Here is a 19853-nt window from a genome sequence, read left to right on the forward strand (position 1 = left end):
TCCTGGGGCGGGCCGCGCCCGCCCTGCACAACGCCAATCTAGGCGACCGGCCGCCCGGCTGTCCGCACTCAGCGCGGCCGAAATTCTTCGGCCCGCACGCCGAGGGCCGGGCCGGCACCGCCGGTCGGGCCCTCGGCGTCGGATCAGACCTTGTCGACGGCCGCCTTGGAGATGGTGACGGCCTTCTTCGGAGCACCGTCGGCAGCACCGCCCGTGACACCTGCGGTCCCGACCTTCTGCACGGCCTTCAGCGAGGCGGCGTCCATCGTGCCGAACGGCGTGTAGGTCGGAGGCAGCTTGCTGTCCTTGTACACCAGGAAGAACTGGCTGCCGCCGGTGTGTGCCTGTCCGGTGTTGGCCATCGCCACCGTGCCCGCCGGGAACGTCACCGTGCCGTCCTTGCCGGCCTTGCCCAGCGCGGTCAGGTTCTCGTCCGGGATCGTGTAGCCGGGGCCGCCCGTGCCGTCGCCCTTCGGGTCACCGCACTGCAGGACGAAGATGCCCTGCGTGGTCAGCCGGTGACACTTCGTACCGTCGAAGAAGCCCTTGTCGGCGAGGGACTTGAACGAGTTCGTCGTGTGCGGGGTCTTCGCCGCGTCCATCGTGAACGCGATGTCGCCCTGACTCGTCTTCAGCGAGAACGTGTACTTCGCCTTCTTGTCGATCTTCATCGCAGGCTCGGGCGCACTGCTCTCGCTCGCCGAGGGCGACGCGGACGGGCTCGCGCTCGCGGCCGCGTCGCTCTTCTTGTCCTTGTCGTCGCCGCCGACGGAGACGTACGCGGCAACCCCGACGACCGCCACCACGGCCAGCGCCGATGAGATGACGGCAGTGAGTCGCCTCGTCCTCCGGCGGGCCTCCTCCCGGCGCTGCTGCTGCCGCTCGAACTTCTCCCTGGCGAGCTGCCGCCGCCGCTGATCGCTGCTGACCACCGGGTGATCTCCTTGTACGTCGTCTGATCGGGCCTGGGTTGCCCCGTACCGTATATGGGTTAGCTGTGGAATGAGGAGCGCCGGTAGGCTCTGAACTGCCGCGACCTCCTCGGTCGCGGTCACCGCAGCCCTCCGTCGGACGACCATTAAGGACGATCGTGCTCATTGCCGGGTTCCCCGCCGGGGCCTGGGGGACCAATTGCTACCTGGTCGCCCCCGCCGCAGGCGAGGAGTGCGTGATCATCGACCCGGGCCACCAGGCCACGCAAGGAGTCGAGGAGACGCTGAAGAAGCATCGGCTGAAGCCCGTCGCCGTCGTGCTCACCCATGGCCACATCGACCATGTCGCCTCCGTCGTCCCGGTGTGCGGCGCGCATGACGTCCCTGCCTGGATCCACCCCCAGGACCGGTACATGATGAGCGACCCGGAGAAGGCCCTCGGCCGTTCCATCGGGATGCCGCTCATGGGCGAGCTGACGGTGGGGGAGCCGGACGACGTCAAGGAGCTGAGCGACGGCGCCCTCCTGAAGCTGGCCGGTCTGGAGTTCGGTGTCGCGCATGCGCCCGGCCATACCAAGGGGTCGGTGACGTTCAGGATGCCCGAGGCCGCGGATGTTCCGCAGGTGCTCTTCTCGGGCGACCTGCTCTTCGCCGGCTCCGTCGGACGCACCGACCTGCCCGGCGGCGACCACGCCGAGCTGCTCGAGTCGCTGGCCCGTGTGTGCCTGCCGCTCGACGACTCGACCGTGGTGCTGTCCGGCCACGGCCCCCAGACGACCATCGGCCGCGAGCGCGCAACGAACCCGTATCTGCACGGTATGGACGCGCCCCGACGAGGAATGTGACGAGAGACAGACTGTGAGCACGTTCAAAGCCCCCAAGGGCACGTACGACCTGACCCCGCCCGACTCCGCGAAGTACCTCGCGGTGCGCGAGGCGATCTCCGCACCCCTGAAGAACTCCGGCTACGGCTACATCGAGACGCCCGGCTTCGAGGACGTCGCGCTCTTCTCGCGCGGTGTCGGTGAGTCCACCGACATCGTGTCCAAGGAGATGTATACCCTCACCACCAAGGGCGGCTCCGAGCTCGCGCTGCGCCCCGAGGGCACCGCGTCCGTGCTGCGCGCCGCGCTGGAGGCCAACCTCCACAAGCTCGGCAACCTGCCGGTCAAGCTCTGGTACTCCGGCTCGTACTACCGCTACGAGCGCCCGCAGAAGGGCCGCTACAGGCACTTTTCGCAGGTCGGCGCCGAGGCGATCGGTGCGGAGGACCCGGCACTGGACGCCGAACTGATCATCCTGGCCGACCAGGCCTACCGCTCCCTGGGCCTGCAGAACTTCCGGATCCTGCTGAACTCGCTGGGCGACAAGGAATGTCGCCCCGTCTACCGGGACGCCCTTCAGGGCTTCCTGCGCGAGCTCGAGCTGGACGACGATACCCGCCGTCGCATCGAACTCAACCCGCTGCGGGTCCTCGACGACAAGCGCCCCGAGGTGCAGAAGCAGCTGGTCGGCGCCCCGGTGCTGCGCGACTACCTGTGCGACGCGTGCAAGGCGTACCACGAGGAGGTCCGCGACCTGCTGACCGCCGCCGGTGTCGCGTACGAGGACGACGAGAAGCTCGTCCGTGGCCTCGACTACTACACCCGCACCACCTTCGAGTTCGTCCACGACGGACTCGGCTCGCAGTCCGCGGTGGGCGGCGGCGGCCGCTACGACGGTCTGTCCGAGATGATCGGCGGCCCGGCGCTCCCGTCGGTCGGCTGGGCGCTCGGGGTGGACCGCACGGTGCTCGCACTGGAGGCGGAGGGCATCGAGCTCGAACTGCCCGCGTCCACCAGCGTCTTCGCGGTGCCGCTCGGTGAGGAGGCCCGCAGGGTGCTGTTCGCCAAGGTGACGGAGCTTCGCAAGCTGGGCGTGGCCGCCGACTTCGCGTTCGGCAGCCGCGGTCTCAAGGGGGCGATGAAGAGCGCCAACCGGTCCGGTGCGCGCCTGACCGTCGTCGCCGGTGAGCGCGATCTCGCCGACGGCGTGGTTCAGCTCAAGGACATGGAGTCGGGCGAGCAGCAGCCGGTCGCGGTGGACGTGCTGGTCGCCGAGATCCAGCAGAAGCTGGCCTGATCCACGCTTTCCCTGTGCCCGCCCGGTCCGCCGGGCGGGCACAGTGCGTTGGTGCCGGATCAGCTCCCGGAACCGTCGGCGGGCCGGCGGATCGAAACCGGTGGTGGGCTCGTCGACCACCACGAGTTCGGGGGAACCGGTCACACCGGGTGCCACGTCGAGGCGGCGCCGCCGACCGCAGGAGAACGCTGTGATCCGGGTGTCCGCGTACTGCTCCGGACCCACCATCGCGATGACGTCCGTGGTGTCGCGCGGCCGCGGGCAGGAGCGGACGAAGTGCGCCACTGTCTCCCGTACCGTCAATGCGGCGGGTGCCGATTCATCCTGCCGGACGACTTCGGCCCGGGAACGCCGACGACGGTCGGCGGACGCGGGGGCGCGCCGAGCGCCGAGACCGTTCCCGCGTCACGGCTGCGATGCCCCTGGAGGATCTCCACCGCAGTGCTCCCCCCCGGCCCCGTTCGACCGGGGGCGCCCGCTCCTCGCCGGGACGGATCCCCAGGTCGAGCCCGTCCGGCGCGGTCACTACGCCGGAGCGCTTGCGCAGGCCGTGCACGTCCTCAGTGACTTCGGTCATGGCGCGGAGCGGCTCGCGGAACCCTTGGTCCCGTGCCGCCATGTGCACATGTTTATGTCCACCGAACGGTTGACCCGAGTGGTGGTGCGGCACAATGACCATGCCCAGCAGGCCACTCACTGACGGAACGGCGATATGACGACTGCAGCGGTTGACCATCCCTCCTCCGACCAGGACGAGGACGGCAGGAAGAGGACCATCGGCGGCAGTCGCGCGTTCGCACTGCTGCTGGTGATCACAGGCGCTGCCGGGCTCCTCGCCGCCTGGGTCATCACGATCGACAAGTTCAAGCTGCTCGAGGATCCCTCCTTCACCCCGGGCTGCAGCCTCAACCCCGTGGTCTCGTGCGGCAACATCATGAAGAGCGAGCAGGCGTCCGTCTTCGGGTTCCCGAATCCGATGCTCGGACTCGCCACGTACTCGGTGGTCATCGGGATCGGCATGGCGCTGCTCGCCGGGGCCCGGTTCCGCAGCTGGTACTGGCTCGGACTCAACGCGGGCACCCTGTTCGGAGTCGGCTTCTGCACCTGGCTGCAGTACCAGTCGCTCTACAACATCAACTCGCTCTGCCTGTGGTGCTGCCTGGCGTGGGTCGCCACGATCTTCATGTTCTGCTACGTCACCACGCACAACATCAAGAACCAGATCCTTCCCGCGCCGAACTGGCTGCGCAACGGACTGACGGAGTTCCACTGGGTTCCGCCGGTCCTCTGGGTCGGCATCATCGGCATGCTGATCCTGACCCGCTGGTGGGACTTCTGGACCAGCTGAACCGGCAGGTCCCGGGCGGGGACCGGCCCGGCGGCGTTGTCAGTGCCGTGACATAGGCTTTTACGTCGTGGAGCCCGACCTCTTTACCGCAGCCGCCGAAGACCGCCAGGAGAAGGACCCGTCCAGCAGCCCACTCGCTGTCCGGATGCGTCCCCGCACGCTCGATGAGGTCGTCGGCCAGCAGCATCTGCTGAAGCCGGGCTCGCCGCTGCGCCGCCTTGTCGGCGAGGGGAGCGGCGGACCCGCCGGCCCGTCGTCGGTGATCCTCTGGGGGCCGCCCGGCATCGGCAAGACGACCTTGGCTTACGTGGTCAGCAAGGCCACCAACAAGCGTTTCGTCGAGCTCTCCGCGATCACCGCGGGCGTCAAGGAGGTGCGGGCCGTCATCGAGGGCGCCCGCCGGGCCACCGGCGGCTACGGCAAGGAGACCGTCCTCTTTCTCGACGAGATCCACCGCTTCTCCAAGGCCCAACAGGACTCCTTGCTGCCAGCCGTGGAGAACCGCTGGGTGACGCTCATCGCCGCGACGACCGAGAACCCGTACTTCTCGATCATCTCGCCGCTGCTGTCACGCTCGCTGCTCCTCACCCTCGAATCGCTCACGGACGAGGACCTGCGCGCTCTCATGCACCGCGCCCTGACCGACGAGCGCGGACTCGGCGGCGCGGTCACCCTGCCCGAGGACGCGGAGGCGCATCTGCTGCGGATCGCCGGGGGAGACGCGCGGCGCGCGCTGACGGCGCTGGAGGCAGCGGCCGGCGCGGCGCTCGCCATGCAGGAGAAGGAGATCACTCTCCAGACCGTCGAGGCGACCGTCGACCGGGCAGCGGTGAAGTACGACCGGGACGGCGACCAGCACTACGACGTGGCGAGCGCCCTCATCAAGTCGATCCGTGGCTCCGACGTGGATGCCGCGCTGCACTATCTGGCCCGGATGATCGAGGCGGGGGAGGACCCCCGCTTCATCGCCCGGCGGCTGATGATCTCCGCCAGCGAGGACATCGGCCTCGCCGACCCGACGGCCCTTCCCACAGCGGTCGCTGCCGCCCAGGCCGTGGCCATGATCGGTTTTCCGGAGGCGGCGCTCACCCTCAGCCATGCCACTATCGCGCTGGCGCTCGCCCCCAAGTCCAACGCAGCGACGCTCGCGATCTTCGCGGCCCAGGAGGACGTACGGAAGGGGCTGGCCGGTCCGGTTCCGGCCCATCTGCGCGACGGCCACTACAAGGGCGCCGCCGCACTGGGGCACGCACAGGGCTACGTCTATCCGCATGACGTCCCCGGCGGGATCGCCGCCCAGCAGTACGCCCCCGATGCCGTCCGCGACAGGCACTACTACCGGCCCACGCGGTACGGCGCGGAGGCGCGGTACGCGGACGTGGTGGACCGGGTCCGCGAGCGGCTCGGCCGCGGCGGCTCCGACGGCGCGGCCGACAGGCTCTGAGGCGCACGCTCAGGGGGCCGCCGCCTCGAACAACGTGTGCATGGCCCGGTGCAGCCCGACCATGTCGCGCACCGGTTCGGGGAAGTCGAAGCGGGCGTCGAAGCACCGCCCGTCCGCCTCGCGGAACCGCACCCGCAGCCCGAAGCGGTCGAGTGCGACCGGGACGACGGCGGGCGTGTGCGTCGCGCAGCGTCCTTCCGTCCGCTCGCCCAGCAGCCCGCACAGCATGTTCAGCTGTTCGCGGTGCGCCGCGTGCAGATGCTGCAGCAGCTCCGCCTCGTGGGCGACGAGCGGGTCGGCGGTGGCGTCACGGAACTCCTCCGGCTCGACGCCCTGCGCGCCCCACAGATCGTCGACGAATGCCTCACCCGTCTCCAGCCGCAGCATCATCCGGCCCGGCCCGGCCATCCCGGGTACGGGCGTGAGCCAGCCCTTGATCCGGCCGCGGCCGCGGATGCGGTGCGGCACCGATACCGGCGCGACGTCCGTGATCTCCAGCACAGCGGTCAACTCGTCGTCCTGGGCCTGTGTCGCGGCCCGTACGGCCGGGGAATCGGCAGGGAATTCGAGGAACAGGTCCCCTTCGGGGCCCACGCTCCGGTCCAGTGGAATCAGCTGGTCGAAGCCCGCAGTGGTCAACCCGGGGATGAGCAGTACCGCCGAACAGGTACTCTGTACGAGAGTTCGTGTGCGTTCGGCTGCTGACGGCATCCGAGTGTTTTCAAGCCCGCTGGGACGCGGCTGACCACGATCTGATCGGTCCTCCGTCGTATCGAAGCCCTCGGTGGCGTCGACGCTGTCAGTGCTGTCCGTGACGTGTGTGGTGTTCCCAGGGCGAGACATGCGATCTCCTTGAGTAAGGTGAGCCTAACCTAACCCACAACGGAGGTCTGGAGAACGTGCCTAACCAGTCGCGTCCCAAGGTCAAGAAGTCCCGTGCGCTCGGCATTGCCCTGACGCCGAAGGCCGTCAAGTACTTCGAGGCCCGCCCCTACCCGCCGGGCGAGCACGGCCGTGGCCGCAAGCAGAACTCGGACTACAAGGTCCGTCTGCTCGAGAAGCAGCGTCTGCGCGCCCAGTACGACATCAGCGAGCGCCAGATGGCGCGCGCGTACGACCGCGCCAAGAAGGCCGAGGGCAAGACGGGCGAGGCGCTCGTCGTCGAGCTCGAGCGCCGTCTCGACGCGCTGGTCCTGCGTTCGGGCATCGCCCGCACGATCTACCAGGCCCGTCAGATGGTCGTGCACGGCCACATCGAGGTCGACGGCCGCAAGGTCGACAAGCCGTCGTTCCGCGTCCGTCCCGACAACATCGTGATGGTCCGCGAGCGCAGCCGCGACAAGCACCCCTTCCAGGTGGCCCGCGAGGGTGGTTACGCCCTCGACGGCGAGACCCCGCGCTACCTGCAGGTGAACCTGAAGGCCCTGGCCTTCCGCCTGGACCGGGACCCGAACCGCAAGGAGATCCCGGTGATCTGCGACGAGCAGCTCGTCGTCGAGTACTACGCCCGCTGATCCAGGCGTAGCCGCTCTCACCAGCGCTCAGGCCCGCCCCTTCCCGATGTCGGGGAGGCGGCGGGCTTCCGCGTTCTGCCGTCCGGTGCGGGCACGGGTCCCGGCCGCTGCCCCTCCGGGCCGGGCCGGTCCAGGGCCCGGCCCGCCAGCGCCCTCGCCACCGCCGTGTCCGGATCCAGTCGGCCGCCCGCCCGCCGCCCCGACTCGTACGGCGCGTCGCCGAGCTCCTGCCGCGCCAGCTCCTCGCACCGGGCCCGGGGTCTCCCGTAGTGCGCCGAACCGAACAGCGGCAGCCCCACCGACAGCCAGATCCGCTCGGCGGCCCCCTGCAGCACCGCCGCCTCCGCCGCGTCCCCCTCGACCGCAGTGACCAGGGCCAGCAGCTCCATGGCGAGTACGGAAGCCAGCAGGTCATGGAAGGCGTGACCGATCGCCAGGGACTCCCTGAGCAGCTCCCGGGCGCGGTCCGGCCGGCCCCGCTGCAGCGCCGCATAGGCCAGCACGTAGAGCGCGTACGAGAGGGCCCACCGCTCACCGCGGTCCTCGCAGACCTCCCTTACCTCCTCGCAGATCGCAGCAGCGGCCTCCAGATCCCCGCGGAACCCGACCGCCATCGCCAGCTCGACCTGCGCCATCAGCACATTGCTGTTCAGCTCGCCGAGTTCCCGGTAGCGGTCCAGCGCGTCCTGCAGCAGCTCCTCCGCGCGGACCATGTCGTCCGTGACGAGGGCCAGACAGCCCGTGCGGTGCACCGCGTACGCCAGAGCCGTCGCGTCACCGGTCCGGTCCGCCTCCTCCCTGCACTCCTGCAGTGCGGAGATCGCGCCGACCGGGTCGCCCTGCAGCACCGCCACGTACCCGAGCACCCACAGCGCCTTGAGTCGCGAGGCGTCGTACGGCGTCTCCTCCTCCAGTACGTGGGCCAGCCAGTGCCGCCCCTCCGAGAGGCGCCCGCAGCCGACCCAGAGGAACCAGAGCGTGCCTGCCAGGTACTGTGCGAGATGGATCTCGTTCGGGCTCTCCAACGAGTACTCCATCGCCCGGCGCAGATTGGGCAGTTCGCTCTCGGCCCGGGCCGCCACCTCGCCCTGACGCGGGCTGAACCAGTCGAGCTCGCACCAGGTGGCCAGCCCCAGGAACCAGTTCCGGTGGCGACGCCGTAACCGGTCCGTTTCGCCGGTCGCGGCCAGCCACTCGGCGCCGTACTCGCGCACCGTGTCCAGCATCCGGTAGCGGGTGCCCGCCGCCGAGTCCTCACGCAGGACGACGGACTGCGCCAGGAGCGCCGTGAGCACGTCCAGCACCGACTCGGCCGGCAGGTCGGGGCCGCTGCAGATGTATTCGACGGCTTCCAGATCGAACTGCCCGGCGAAGACGGACAGCCGCGCCCACAGCAGCCGTTGCTCCGGCGCGCACAGTTCATGGCTCCAGCCGATGGCTGTACGGAGCGTGTGGTGGCGGGCCGGCGCGCTGCGGCTGCCGCCGGTCAGCAGCCGGAAGCGGTCGTCCAGCCGTTGCAGCACCTGCTCCGCGGACAGGGCGCGCAGCCGTCCGGCGGCCAGTTCCAGCGCGAGCGGGATCCCGTCCAGCCGACGGCACAGCTCGCGCGCCGATCCGCGGGTGTCCTCGGTCAGCCGGAAGTTCGGCTGCACCGCGGCCGCCCGGTCGGCGAACAGCTCCATCGCGTCCTTGTCGCCCATCGGCGCGAGCGGATAGCCGATCTCCCCGTCCAGCTCCAGAGGCAGCCGCCCGGTGGCCAGCACCCGCAACCGCGGCGCCCGGCGCAGCAACTCCTGTACGAGTACGGCACAGGTGTCGACGAGATGCTCGAAACCGTCGAACACCAGGAGGAGTTGGCGTTCGGCGAGATGTTCGAGGAGTGTCGTGCGGGGCGACCGACTGGTGTGATCGGTGAGTCCCAGCGCGTCGACCACCGCATGTTCCAGCAGCTCCGGATCGTGGACGGTGGACAGCTCCACCAGCCAGACCCCGTCGCAGTACCGTTTCTCCAGTAGGGCGGCAACCCTGGTGGCACAACGCGTCTTTCCCACGCCGCCGACCCCGACCACGGTGACCAGCCTCGACTCCCGCAGCAGCCTGCCGAGATCGGCCAGCTCCGCCTCGCGTCCCACGAAACTGTTCAGTTCCGCCGGAAGATTGCCGCGCGCCGCGGTGCCCGGGCCCGGATCGTCGGGGGCGGGAGAGGGGCGCCGAGAGCGTCGCATGAAACACGCAGAGTACTGGCGCGAAAGCTCTCCGTACAATCTCCTTTGTGCAACTACCGCCCTGCCCACCAGTAATGCGGTAGGGGGCGTGGCCCCCGGCGCGATAGGGTCGGGAGACGACGATTCGACAAGCCAGAGAGCGGTGCACTGTGTCCGGTGGAGAGGTGGCCGGGATCCTGGTGGCCGTCTTCTGGGCGATCCTGGTCTCGTTCCTCGCTGTCGTCCTGGTGAGGCTGGCCCAGACGCTCAGGGCGACCACCAAACTCGTGGCGGACGTGACCGAGCAGGCCGTTCCGCTGCTCGCCGACGCGTCCGCGACCGTGCGCTCCGCGCAGACGCAGCTCGACAAGGTCGACGCGATCGCGACGGATGTCCAGGAGGTCACCTCCAACGCCTCGGCGCTCTCCACGACTGTCGCATCGACCTTCGGCGGACCGCTGGTCAAGGTCGCCGCCTTCGGTTACGGAGTACGGCAGGCCATCGGCCGCCGGACCGCTCCGGAAGCCGAGCCGGCCCGCCGGGCATCCCGACGCACGGTGATCGTCGGCCGCACGGTGCCGTCCGCGCGGGCCAAGAAGCAGGGCGGCAGAAGCTCCCGCGGATCGAAGGACTGACGCAGCGATGTTCCGCCGTACGTTCTGGTTCACCGCCGGCGCAGCCGCCGGCGTCTGGGCCACCACCAAGGTCAACCGGAAGCTCAAGCAGCTGACCCCCGAGAGCCTCGCGGCGCGCGCCGCCGACAAGGCGATCGAGAGCGGTCACAAGCTCAAGGACTTCGCCCTCGACGTCCGCGACGGCATGGTCCGGCGCGAGGCCGAACTGGGCGAGGCGCTGGGCCTCGAGGCGCCGGTCGACCCCGAACTCCCCCTGCAGCGTCACTTCGCGGTCGAGGCGGCCGAGCCCGCCCGGGCCGCCGACGCCACCGCCTACCGCAAGCTCCCCTACAACTCGTACAACCGGAATGAGGACCACTGATGGAGTCGGCTGAAATTCGTCGCCGCTGGCTGAGCTTCTTCGAGGAGCGCGGGCACACCGTCGTGCCTTCGGCGTCGCTCATCGCGGACGACCCGACTCTGCTGCTGGTCCCCGCGGGCATGGTCCCCTTCAAGCCGTACTTCCTCGGCGAGGTCAAGCCGCCTGCCCCGCGCGTCACCAGCGTGCAGAAGTGTGTGCGTACGCCGGACATCGAAGAGGTCGGCAAGACCACCCGGCACGGCACCTTCTTCCAGATGTGCGGCAACTTCTCCTTCGGCGACTACTTCAAGGAAGGAGCCATCAGCTACGCCTGGGAGGCTCTCACCAGCTCCGTGGCGGACGGTGGCTTCGGTCTCGACCCCGAGCGGCTGTGGATCACGGTCTATCTCGACGACGACGAGGCCGAGCAGATCTGGCGCGACAAGATCGGCGTCCCGGCCGAGCGCATCCAGCGCCTGGGCAAGAAGGACAACTTCTGGTCCATGGGCGTCCCCGGCCCGTGCGGCCCCTGCTCCGAGATCAACTACGACCGCGGCCCCGAGTTCGGCGTCGAGGGCGGCCCGGCCGTCAACGACGAGCGGTACGTGGAGATCTGGAACCTGGTCTTCATGCAGTACGAGCGGGGCGCGGGCGACGGCAAGGAGGACTTCCCGATCCTCGGCGACCTGCCGTCCAAGAACATCGACACCGGCCTCGGCCTCGAACGCCTCGCGATGATCCTGCAGGACGTGCAGAACCTGTACGAGATCGACACCTCGATGGCCGTCATCGAGAAGGCCACCGAGCTGACCGGGGTGCGCTACGGCGACAACCACACCTCGGACGTCTCCCTCCGGGTCGTCACCGACCACATGCGTACGTCCGTCATGCTCATCGGCGACGGCGTCACCCCCGGCAACGAGGGCCGCGGCTACGTGCTGCGCCGCATCATGCGCCGCGCCGTCCGCAACATGCGCCTCCTCGGCGCGACCGGCCCGGTCGTCGCCGAGCTCGTCGACACGGTCATCGCGTCGATGGGGCAGCAGTACCCGGAGCTGATCACCGACCGCAAGCGCATCGAGACCGTCGCCCTCGCCGAAGAGGCCGCCTTCCTGAAGGCCCTCAAGGGCGGCACCAACATCCTCGACACCGCCGTCACCGAGACCAAGGCCGCCGGCGGCAAGGTGCTCGCCGGCGACAAGGCCTTCCTGCTCCACGACACCTGGGGCTTCCCGATCGACCTCACCCTGGAGATGGCCGCCGAGCAGGGCCTCGCCGTGGACGAGGACGGCTTCCGCCGCCTGATGAAGGAACAGCGGGACCGGGCCAAGGCCGACGCCAAGGCCAAGAAGACCGGCCACGCCGACCTGTCCGCCTACCGCGAGGTGGCCGACCACTCCGGCACCACCGAGTTCACCGGGTACACCTCCACCGAGGGCGAGTCGACCATCGTCGGCCTCCTGGTCGACGGTGTTCCCTCGCCCGCCGCCACGGAGGGCGACGACGTCGAGGTCGTCCTCGACCGCACCCCGTTCTATGCCGAGGGCGGTGGCCAGCTCGCCGACCAGGGCCGGATCCGGCTCGACACCGGTGCCGTCATCCAGGTGCGCGACGTCCAGCAGCCCGTCCCGGGCGTCTCCGTCCACAAGGGGACGGTCCAGGTCGGCGAGGTCACGGTCGGCGCCTCCGCCTACGCCGCCATCGACAACACCCGTCGCCGCGCCATCGCCCGCGCCCACAGCGCCACGCACCTCACGCACCAGGCGCTGCGCGACGCGCTGGGCCCGACGGCCGCCCAGGCCGGTTCGGAGAACTCCCCGGGCCGCTTCCGCTTCGACTTCGGTTCGCCCGCCGCCGTCCCCGGCACGGTCCTCACCGACGTCGAGCAGAAGATCAACGAGGTCCTCTCCCGGGAGCTCGACGTCCAGGCCGAGGTGATGTCCATCGACGAGGCCAAGAAGCAGGGCGCCATCGCCGAGTTCGGTGAGAAGTACGGCGAGCGGGTCCGAGTCGTCACCATCGGCGACTTCTCGAAGGAGCTGTGCGGCGGTACGCACGTCCACAACACAGCCCAGCTGGGCCTGGTGAAGCTGCTCGGCGAATCGTCCATCGGTTCCGGTGTGCGCCGTATCGAGGCCCTCGTGGGTGTCGACGCGTACAACTTCCTCGCCAAGGAGCACACGGTCGTCGCCCAGCTCCAGGAGCTGGTCAAGGGCCGCCCCGAGGAGCTCCCGGAGAAGGTCTCCGCCATGCTCGGCAAGCTGAAGGACGCCGAGAAGGAGATCGAGAAGTTCCGCGCGGAGAAGGTCCTGCAGGCCGCCGCCGGGCTCGTCGAGTCCGCCAAGGACGTCCGCGGTGTCGCCGTCGTCACCGGTCAGGTGCCGGACGGCACCTCGGCCGACGACCTGCGCAAGCTGGTCCTCGACGTCCGCGGGCGCATCCAGGGCGGCCGTGCTGCCGTCGTGGCCCTGTTCACCACGGCCAATGGCCGCCCGCTGACCGTCATCGCCACCAACGAGGCCGCCCGCGAGCGCGGACTCAAGGCCGGCGAGCTGGTCCGCACGGCCGCCAAGACCCTTGGCGGCGGAGGCGGCGGCAAGCCGGACGTCGCCCAGGGCGGCGGCCAGAACCCGGCCGCCATCGGCGAGGCCATCGCCGCGGTCGAACGCCTCGTCGCCGAGACGGCGTGACGGCGGGAGTGACGCAGATGCGCCGCGGACGTCGTCTCGCGATCGACGTCGGGGACGCCCGGATCGGGGTCGCCTCGTGCGACCCCGACGGGATCCTTGCCACGCCGGTGGAGACCGTGCCGGGACGTGACGTCCCGGCCGCCCACCGGCGGCTGGGGCAGATCGTCGAGGAGTACGAGCCGATCGAGATCATCATCGGCCTGCCGAGGTCTCTGGGCGGCGGTGAAGGGCCCGCAGCGGCCAAGGTCCGGCTCTTCGCCCAGGAGGTCGCCCGCTCGGTCGCACCCATTCCGGTGCGGTTGGTGGACGAGAGGATGACCACAGTGACGGCGAGTCAAGGACTGCGCGCCTCGGGTGTGAAGTCCAAGAAGGGCCGGTCTGTCATCGACCAGGCTGCCGCTGTGGTGATCCTCCAGAACGCTCTGGAGTCGGAGCGGGCGTCGGGTAAAGCTCCGGGCGAGGGCGTCGAAGTGGTTGTCTGATCGCGATACGGTAACGTTCCGCGCGATGCGGCGGTGTTCGAACAAACACCGCACAGCAAAGAGGCGGACGTTCGTCTCGCGGCTCTAGGGGATCGATGACTGAGTATGGCCGGGGCCCCGGCTCCGAACCGTGGCATCCCGAGGATCCCTTGTACGGGGACCAGGGATGGGGAGGCCAGCAGGCTGCCCACGGCCAGAGCCAGTACGGCGACCCGCAGCAGCCCTACCCGCAGGACCCCTATGCCCAGCAGCCGCAGCAGGCGTACCAGCAGCACCCGCAGCACCAGCAGTACCAGCAGCACCAGCAGTACGGCGCCCCGCAGGACCCGTACGCGCAGGACCCCTACGCGCAGCCGCAGCAGCCGCAGCAGCACGACCCGTACGCCCAGCAGGCCCCTCAGCCGCAGTACAACGGCGGCTGGGACACCGGCCAGCAGGCCGCGATGCCGTACGGCGCCCCTCCGAACGATCCGTACGGGAACGGAACGAACGGCTACGGCGAATCGCGCGACTACTACGGCACTCCCGATGCGTACCCGCCGCCGCAGCCCCCGGGCCGACGCGAGGCCGCGCCGGAACAGGCCCCGCCGCGGAACCCCGACTGGGACCCGGACGTACCGCAGGAGGAGACACACCCCTTCTTCACGGGCGCCGACGACGACCGGGACCCCCGGGACGACGATGACGAGTACGACGACGATCCGCGCGGGGGCGGTGGCCGCGGCGGAAGCGAACGCCGCGGCAAGGGCAAGAAGAAGAGCCGCAACGGTTGTGCCTGCCTCGTCGTCGCCGTGGTCATCGCCGGCGGTCTCGGCGGGGTCGGCTACCTCGGCTACACGTACTGGCAGAAACAGTTCGGCGCCGCACCCGATTACTCGGGCCAGGGCTCCGGCACGGTCGAGGTCGAGATCCCGAAGGGCGCCCTCGGCAACGAGATCGGGGGCATCCTGAAGGCGAAGGGCGTCGTCAAGAGCGTTGACGCGTTCATCGCCGCGCAGGCCGAGAACCCCAAGGGGAAGTCGATCCAGGCGGGTGTCTATCTCCTGCACAAGGAGATGTCCGCGGCCGCGGCCGTGAAGCTGATGCTCGACCCGAAGAGCCAGAACCTGCTGGTCGTCCCAGAGGGCTGGCGCAACGCGGCCGTCTACACGCTGATCGACAAGAAGCTCGGTCTCAAGGCAGGCACCACCGGCGATGTCGCCAAGAAACAAGCGGGCAGCCTCGGGCTCCCGCAATGGGCCAAGAACCACCCGGAACTCAAGGACCCGCTGGAGGGCTTCCTCTACCCCGCGGCCTATCCGGCTGCCAAGGGGATGAAGCCGGAGGCCGTCCTCAAGCAGATGGTCACCCGGGCCAATGAGGAGTACGACAAGGTCGACCTCGAAGGGGCAGCCAAGAAGTACAAGCTGGACAACCCCTGGCAGGTGCTCACGGTCGCCAGCCTGGTCCAGGCGGAGGGCCTCACACACGATGACTTCCGCAAGATGGCCGAAGTCGTCTACAACCGCTTGAAGCCGGATAACACCGTCACCAATCGCAAGCTTGAGTTCGACTCCGCCTTCAACTACCTCAAGAAGCAGAGCAAGATCAAGATCGGATCGAGCGAGATCCGGAGCAACAACGACCCGTACAACACCTATTACCATCAGGGTCTGCCGCCCGGCCCGATCAGTAATCCCGGTGACGAGGCACTGCGGGCGACGCTCAACCCGACCGGTGATGGCTGGATGTTCTTCATCTCGCTCGACGGCAAAAAGACCGAGTTCACCAAGACGGCCGCCGACCACGAGAAGCTCAACCAGAAGTTCAAGGAACAGCATGGTCTCAACTGACGGGCGCCGCCGGGCAGCCGTCCTCGGCTCGCCCATCGCCCACTCGCTCTCCCCGGTCCTGCACCGCGCCGCGTACGCCGAACTCGGCCTCACCGACTGGTCCTACGACCGGTTCGAGATCGACGAGCAGGCGCTGCCCGGCTTCATCGAGGGCCTGGACTCTTCCTGGGCCGGGCTCTCGCTGACCATGCCGCTGAAGCGCGCGATCATCCCGCTGCTGGACTCCATCAGCGAGACCGCGTCCTCGGTGGAGGCGGTCAACACCGTGGTCCTCACCCCGGACGGCCGTCGCGTCGGCGACAACACCGACATCCCCGGCATGATCGCCGCCCTGCGCGAACGCGGCGTGGAGAAGACCGACTCCGCCGCTGTCCTCGGCGCCGGAGCCACCGCATCCTCCGCGCTCGCCGCGCTGGCGGAGATCTGCGCGGGACCGGTCACCGCCTACGTACGGAGCCGGGAACGCGGCGACGAGATGCGCGGATGGGGCGAACGCCTCGGCGTCGACGTCCGGATCGCCGACTGGGCGGATGCGGGGCAGGCCCTGCGCGCACCCCTGGTGATCGCGACCACGCCCGCCGGAACCACGGACGCGCTGGCCGGTGCGGTACCGGACGCTCCCGGCACGCTCTTCGATGTGCTGTACGAGCCCTGGCCGACCGGACTCGCGGCCGCCTGGTCGTCCCGGAGCGGCGCAGTCGTCGGAGGTCTCGACCTTCTGGTGCATCAGGCGGTTCTCCAGGTCGAGCAGATGACGGGCCGCTCGCCCGCCCCGCTCGCAGCCATGCGGAAGGCCGGCGAAGAGGCGCTCGCCGCCCGCTGACCACACCGATCGCGCGCCCCGATCCGTCCGTCTGCTGGACCGGCGGCCGGTTCGGGGGCCCGGGCGTGGGAGGATCGAAGGCGGCGGGCCAGGGTCGCGCACCCGGTCGCGCCGTTGCAGTTCCAGGCGCGAGCATGAGGAGCACCGTTGAGCAGGTTGCGCTGGCTGACCGCGGGGGAGTCGCACGGCCCCGCACTCGTGGCGACGCTGGAGGGTCTTCCCGCCGGCGTCCCGATCACCACGGAGATGGTGGCGGACGCACTCGCCCGGCGGCGGCTCGGCTATGGCCGCGGCGCACGGATGAAGTTCGAGAAGGACGAGGTCACCTTCCTGGGTGGAGTACGCCACGGTCTGACCATGGGGTCCCCGGTCGCCGTGATGGTGGGCAACACCGAATGGCCCAAGTGGGAGCAGGTCATGTCGGCCGACCCGGTCGACCCCGACGAGCTCGCCACCCTGGCCCGTAACGCTCCGCTGACCCGTCCCCGGCCGGGCCACGCCGACCTCGCGGGCATGCAGAAGTACGGCTTCGACGAGGCCCGGCCGATCCTGGAGCGCGCCAGCGCCCGGGAGACCGCGGCCCGGGTGGCGCTCGGCGCCGTCGCGCGGTCGTACCTCAAGGAGACCGCGGGCATCGAGATCGTCAGCCACGTCGTCGAGCTGGCCGCGGCCAAGGCGCCGTACGGCGTCTACCCCACGCCCGCCGACGTCGAGAAGCTCGACGCCGACCCGGTGCGCTGCCTCGACGCCGCCGCGAGCAAGGAAATGGTCGCCGAGATCGACCAGGCCCACAAGGACGGCGACACCCTGGGCGGTGTCGTCGAGGTGCTCGCGTACGGAGTGCCGGTCGGCCTCGGCTCGCACGTGCACTGGGACCGCCGTCTCGACGCGCGCCTCGCCGCAGCGCTGATGGGCATTCAGGCGATCAAGGGTGTCGAGGTCGGCGACGGCTTCGACCTGGCCCGGGTTCCCGGCTCGAAGGCGCACGACGAGATCCTGGTCACCGAGGACGGCATCAAGCGCGCCTCCGGCCGCTCCGGTGGTACCGAGGGCGGTCTGACCACCGGCGAGCTGTTGCGGGTCCGCGCCGCGATGAAGCCCATCGCGACCGTGCCCCGCGCGCTTGCCACCGTCGACGTCGTCACCGGTGAGCCGGCCAAGGCGCACCACCAGCGCTCCGATGTCTGCGCGGTGCCGGCCGCCGGCATTGTCGCCGAGGCGATGGTCGCGCTGGTTCTGGCCGACGCCGTGGCGGAGAAGTTCGGCGGGGACAGCGTCCCCGAGACCCACCGCAACGTGCAGTCGTACCTCGACCACCTCCAGATCCGATGAGCGGCCCGCTGATCGTCCTCGTCGGCCCGATGGGCGTCGGCAAGTCCACGGTCGGTGAGCTGCTCGCCGACCGGCTCGGCACCACCTACCGGGACACCGACGCGGATGTCGTGGCCACGGCGGGCAAGCCGATCTCGGAGATCTTCTACGACGAGGGCGAGGAGCACTTCCGCAAGTTGGAACGGCAGGCGGTACGCACCGCCGTCGCCGAGCACACCGGCGTCCTCGCGCTCGGCGGCGGCGCCGTGCTCGACGGGACGACCCGCGCCCTGCTTGCCGGCCACGCCGTCGTCTATCTCTCGATGGACGTGGAGGAGGCCGTCAAGCGGGTCGGGCTGAACACCGCACGCCCACTGCTCGCCGTCAACCCGCGCCGCCAGTGGCGCGAGCTGATGGACGCCCGCCGCCACCTCTACGACGAGGTGGCCCGGGCGACCGTCGCCACCGACGAGCGCACACCCGAAGAGGTCGCCCAGGCGGTCCTCGACGCACTGGAACTGCCGGAGAGCGCGGGCGACCCCGCGGCACCCGGCCGGGAGAACACACGCATGACGGACCAGGGACCCACACGCATCCAGATCGCCGGGAGCGCGGGCACCGACCCGTACGAGGTGCTGGTCGGCCGACAGCTGCTCGGTGAGCTGCCCTCGCTGATCGGCGACCGCGCCCGGCGGGTCGCGGTCCTGCACCCCGAGGCGCTCGCCGAGACCGGTGAGGCGGTCCGCCAGGACCTCGCCGACCAGGGGTACGAGGCCATTGCCGTTCAGCTGCCGAACGCCGAGGAGGCCAAGACCGTCGAGGTCGCGGCGTACTGCTGGAAGGCGCTCGGCCAGACCGGCTTCACCCGCACCGATGTCATCGTCGGTGTCGGCGGCGGCGCCACCACCGATGTGGCCGGGTTCGTCGCGGCCACCTGGCTGCGCGGAGTGCGCTGGATCGCCGTGCCGACGACGGTGCTCGCCATGGTCGACGCGGCCGTCGGCGGGAAGACGGGCATCAACACCGCCGAGGGCAAGAACCTCGTCGGCGCCTTCCACCCGCCGGCCGGGGTGCTCTGCGACCTCGCAGCCCTCGACTCGCTGCCCGTGAACGACTACGTCAGCGGCATGGCCGAGATCATCAAGGCCGGCTTCATCGCCGACCCCGCGATCCTCGACCTGATCGAGGCCGACCCGGAGGGCGCCCGTACGCCCGCCGGACCGCACACCGCGGAGCTGATCGAGCGTTCCATCCGGGTCAAGGCCGAGGTCGTCTCCAGCGACCTCAAGGAGTCCGGGCTCCGCGAGATCCTCAACTACGGTCACACCCTCGGTCACGCCATCGAGAAGAACGAGCGATACAAGTGGCGCCACGGCGCGGCCGTCTCCATCGGGATGGTCTTCGCCGCCGAGCTGGGCCGACTGGCCGGCCGCCTCGACGATGCCACCGCCGACCGGCACCGCGCGGTCCTGGAGTCCGTCGGACTGCCGCTCACCTACCGCGGCGACCAGTGGCCCAAGCTGCTGGAGAACATGAAGGTCGACAAGAAGTCCCGCGGCGACCTGCTCCGCTTCATCGTCCTCGACGGACTGGGCAAGCCCACCGTCCTGGAGGGCCCGGACCCGGCCGTGCTGCTCGCCGCGTACGGGGAGGTGTCGGCGTGACCCGCAGGGTCTTCGTGCTCAACGGGCCGAACCTCGGCCGACTCGGCTCCCGTGAGCCCGATGTGTACGGCGCGACGTCGTACGCCGGACTCGTCGAAACCTGTCGGACGCTCGGCAAGGAGCTCGGCTTCGACGTCGACGTCCGGGAGACCAACGACGAGGGCGAGCTGATCCGCTGGCTGCACGAGGCCGCGGACGGGTCAATTCCGGTCGTTCTCAACCCGGGGGCTTTCACCCATTACTCGTACGGAATGCGGGACGCGGCCGCTCAGCGCACCGCCCCGCTCATCGAGGTACACATCTCGAACCCGTACGCACGGGAGGAATTCCGCCACACCTCCGTCGTCGCGCCGGTCGCCACGGGGACCGTGGCCGGATTCGGCATCGGCTCCTACCGGCTCGCCCTGCGCGCCCTCGCCGACGAACTGACGGACTGACACGGGGCCCCGTCGGCCGGAACCCCGGCCGCCGGGGCACTCCGGACCGTCCCCGGCCGTTCCCTGTGTGACGGCC

Annotated in this window: 17 protein-coding genes and 1 pseudogene; 14 read left to right on the forward strand and 4 right to left on the reverse strand. The window is 69.9% G+C overall.

What is annotated here, in order from left to right:
* Positions 1-143: 143 nt before the first annotated feature.
* Positions 144-932 carry a peptidylprolyl isomerase gene (locus tag OG972_RS33440; protein ID WP_266987920.1) on the reverse strand — a complete coding sequence of 263 codons (789 nt, stop codon included), beginning with the start codon at positions 930-932 and terminating at the stop codon, positions 144-146.
* Positions 933-1090: 158 nt separating this feature from the next.
* Here OG972_RS33440 and OG972_RS33445 point away from each other — a divergent pair, with 158 nt between their 5' ends.
* Together OG972_RS33445 and hisS are read left to right on the forward strand one after the other, a co-directional pair.
* Positions 1091-1777: an MBL fold metallo-hydrolase gene (locus OG972_RS33445; RefSeq protein WP_266987922.1), complete on the forward strand. Its 687-nt coding sequence runs from the start codon at positions 1091-1093 to the stop codon at positions 1775-1777.
* A 13-nt stretch (positions 1778-1790) separates the two neighbouring features.
* On the forward strand, positions 1791-3053 hold the full coding sequence (gene hisS, locus OG972_RS33450) for a histidine--tRNA ligase (protein WP_266987924.1): 1263 nt from the start codon (positions 1791-1793) through the stop codon (positions 3051-3053).
* A 54-nt stretch (positions 3054-3107) separates the two neighbouring features.
* Here hisS and OG972_RS33455 read toward each other — a convergent pair.
* Positions 3108-3630, reverse strand: a pseudogene (locus OG972_RS33455) (ATP-binding cassette domain-containing protein); the annotation flags it as partial.
* 135 nt (positions 3631-3765) lie between these two features.
* Between OG972_RS33455 and OG972_RS33460 the strand changes: the two are divergent.
* Both OG972_RS33460 and OG972_RS33465 read left to right on the forward strand, forming a co-directional pair.
* Complete coding sequence (locus OG972_RS33460; RefSeq protein ID WP_266987926.1) at positions 3766-4401, forward strand: vitamin K epoxide reductase family protein; 636 nt, start codon at positions 3766-3768, stop codon at positions 4399-4401.
* A 67-nt stretch (positions 4402-4468) separates the two neighbouring features.
* Entirely contained in the window at positions 4469-5845 is a 1377-nt protein-coding gene (locus tag OG972_RS33465) for a replication-associated recombination protein A (RefSeq protein WP_266987928.1), read from the forward strand.
* A 9-nt stretch (positions 5846-5854) separates the two neighbouring features.
* Here the strand turns inward: OG972_RS33465 and OG972_RS33470 are convergent, their stop codons facing one another.
* Entirely contained in the window at positions 5855-6556 is a 702-nt protein-coding gene (locus OG972_RS33470) for a DUF2470 domain-containing protein (protein ID WP_266987930.1), read from the reverse strand.
* A gap of 188 nt (positions 6557-6744) precedes the next feature.
* On the opposite strand from OG972_RS33470, the gene rpsD reads away from it, so the two are divergent.
* Entirely contained in the window at positions 6745-7359 is a 615-nt protein-coding gene (gene rpsD / locus OG972_RS33475; RefSeq protein ID WP_266987932.1) for a 30S ribosomal protein S4, read from the forward strand.
* Between the two features lie 17 nt (positions 7360-7376).
* Here rpsD and OG972_RS33480 read toward each other — a convergent pair whose 3' ends face one another.
* The gene (locus OG972_RS33480; RefSeq protein WP_266987934.1) at positions 7377-9584 is read right to left on the reverse strand and encodes an AAA family ATPase; all 2208 of its coding nucleotides are present in this window, start codon (positions 9582-9584) and stop codon (positions 7377-7379) included.
* Positions 9585-9748: 164 nt separating this feature from the next.
* Between OG972_RS33480 and OG972_RS33485 the strand changes: the two genes are divergently transcribed.
* The 9 genes from OG972_RS33485 (at position 9749) to aroQ (ending at position 19777) form a co-directional block, all read left to right on the forward strand.
* Entirely contained in the window at positions 9749-10198 is a 450-nt protein-coding gene (locus OG972_RS33485; protein WP_037695363.1) for a DUF948 domain-containing protein, read from the forward strand.
* Between the two features lie 7 nt (positions 10199-10205).
* Positions 10206-10559, forward strand: coding sequence for a DUF6167 family protein (locus tag OG972_RS33490; RefSeq protein WP_266987936.1), 354 nt, complete (start codon positions 10206-10208; stop codon positions 10557-10559).
* Positions 10559-13228, forward strand: coding sequence for an alanine--tRNA ligase (gene alaS, locus OG972_RS33495; protein WP_266987938.1), 2670 nt, complete (start codon positions 10559-10561; stop codon positions 13226-13228). Before OG972_RS33490 ends, alaS begins: the two co-directional genes overlap by 1 nt.
* Positions 13225-13710, forward strand: coding sequence for a Holliday junction resolvase RuvX (gene ruvX, locus OG972_RS33500; protein WP_064744960.1), 486 nt, complete (start codon positions 13225-13227; stop codon positions 13708-13710). Before alaS ends, ruvX begins: the two co-directional genes overlap by 4 nt.
* A 95-nt stretch (positions 13711-13805) precedes the next feature.
* The gene (gene mltG / locus OG972_RS33505; protein WP_266987945.1) at positions 13806-15542 is read left to right on the forward strand and encodes an endolytic transglycosylase MltG; all 1737 of its coding nucleotides are present in this window, start codon (positions 13806-13808) and stop codon (positions 15540-15542) included.
* Positions 15529-16365 carry a shikimate dehydrogenase gene (locus tag OG972_RS33510; protein ID WP_266987947.1) on the forward strand — a complete coding sequence of 279 codons (837 nt, stop codon included), beginning with the start codon at positions 15529-15531 and terminating at the stop codon, positions 16363-16365. The genes mltG and OG972_RS33510 overlap by 14 nt, the downstream gene beginning before the upstream one ends.
* 147 nt (positions 16366-16512) lie before the next feature.
* Complete coding sequence (aroC, locus tag OG972_RS33515) at positions 16513-17697, forward strand: chorismate synthase (RefSeq protein WP_037695345.1); 1185 nt, start codon at positions 16513-16515, stop codon at positions 17695-17697.
* Positions 17694-19340: a 3-dehydroquinate synthase gene (gene aroB, locus OG972_RS33520; RefSeq protein ID WP_266987950.1), complete on the forward strand. Its 1647-nt coding sequence runs from the start codon at positions 17694-17696 to the stop codon at positions 19338-19340. The genes aroC and aroB overlap by 4 nt, the downstream gene beginning before the upstream one ends.
* A complete protein-coding gene (gene aroQ / locus OG972_RS33525) occupies positions 19337-19777 on the forward strand; it encodes a type II 3-dehydroquinate dehydratase (RefSeq protein WP_266987952.1) in 441 nt (146 codons plus the stop codon). Before aroB ends, aroQ begins: the two co-directional genes overlap by 4 nt.
* Positions 19778-19853: the final 76 nt, after the last annotated feature.

The organism is Streptomyces sp. NBC_01669, from assembly GCF_026339735.1.
Classification (GTDB): Bacteria; Actinomycetota; Actinomycetes; order Streptomycetales; family Streptomycetaceae; genus Streptomyces; species Streptomyces yanii.

What these genes read in the sequence shown, in the direction of transcription:
- OG972_RS33460 (WP_266987926.1), top strand. Translation starts at nt 3,766, where the DNA reads ATGACGACTGCAGCGGTTGACCATCCCTCCTCCGACCAGGACGAGGAC.
- OG972_RS33470 (WP_266987930.1), bottom strand. Translation starts at nt 6,556, where the DNA reads ATGCCGTCAGCAGCCGAACGCACACGAACTCTCGTACAGAGTACCTGT.
- OG972_RS33480 (WP_266987934.1), bottom strand. Translation starts at nt 9,584, where the DNA reads ATGCGACGCTCTCGGCGCCCCTCTCCCGCCCCCGACGATCCGGGCCCG.
- OG972_RS33490 (WP_266987936.1), top strand. Translation starts at nt 10,206, where the DNA reads ATGTTCCGCCGTACGTTCTGGTTCACCGCCGGCGCAGCCGCCGGCGTC.
- alaS (WP_266987938.1), top strand. Translation starts at nt 10,559, where the DNA reads ATGGAGTCGGCTGAAATTCGTCGCCGCTGGCTGAGCTTCTTCGAGGAG.
- mltG (WP_266987945.1), top strand. Translation starts at nt 13,806, where the DNA reads ATGACTGAGTATGGCCGGGGCCCCGGCTCCGAACCGTGGCATCCCGAG.
- OG972_RS33510 (WP_266987947.1), top strand. Translation starts at nt 15,529, where the DNA reads ATGGTCTCAACTGACGGGCGCCGCCGGGCAGCCGTCCTCGGCTCGCCC.
- aroB (WP_266987950.1), top strand. Translation starts at nt 17,694, where the DNA reads ATGAGCGGCCCGCTGATCGTCCTCGTCGGCCCGATGGGCGTCGGCAAG.